The 709-nt window shown below is 44.7% G+C and carries 1 protein-coding gene; it reads right to left on the minus strand.

Annotation, left to right across the window (positions count from 1 at the left end):
* On the minus strand, positions 1-690 hold a 690-nt coding region (locus tag ACFFIT_RS13265; protein ID WP_385878411.1), incomplete at its 3' end, for an Ig-like domain-containing protein.
* Between the last annotated feature and the right edge of the window lie 19 nt (positions 691-709).

Here is a 709-nt window from a genome sequence, read left to right on the forward strand (position 1 = left end):
GTCTTGCGTGATTTTGCCTTTAAAGTCGCCGACGTTATCAATCACATCAAATGAGTTAGGTGCTAACGCAGCAGGAACACTCGTATCAACCACAATAGGGAACTCGTTGCTCTCACCACTGACGTTACCCGCTTTATCCGTCACTGTAATGACAAAACGGTGTAAACCATCATCAAGCTCGGTCACTTTGTATGTCCAGTTACCCTCTAAATCAACCGTAACTTCACCCACTTTTTGATCATTAAACTTGTCATAAATATAAACGGTGCTGCCCGCCTCAGCTTTACCACGTAATACAGGAGATGAGTCATTCGTCGCCCCCTCTTTCTCAATAAAGCCTAATTTCGGTGATACGGTGTCTTCTACTGATTCAATGACACCCACATTCGGTGCAGTTAAGTCAAAGGTAATGTCAAATGGTGCTTTGACCACATTGCCTGACTGGCTCTTCGTTCTGACTTCAAAGTTATGCACGCCATCTGTGACATACTGACTTGGGATAATGAATGACCATTTACCCGTATTGTCTGCCTTCACATTGCCTATAGAGAGAAGTTTTCCATCTTCATACAACTCAATCACCGCGCCAGGCGTCGCTGTACCCACCAATAATGGGGTATCATCATTCGTCAAGCCACCTTTCGCAATTTGTGTCGGCGTGTTGCCTTTATTGTCTTCAAGATAGTTCACTCGTAACTCGACGCTTGAC

The sequence above is a fragment of the Thorsellia kenyensis genome, assembly GCF_042432445.1.
Lineage (GTDB): Bacteria > Pseudomonadota > Gammaproteobacteria > Enterobacterales > Thorselliaceae > Thorsellia > Thorsellia kenyensis.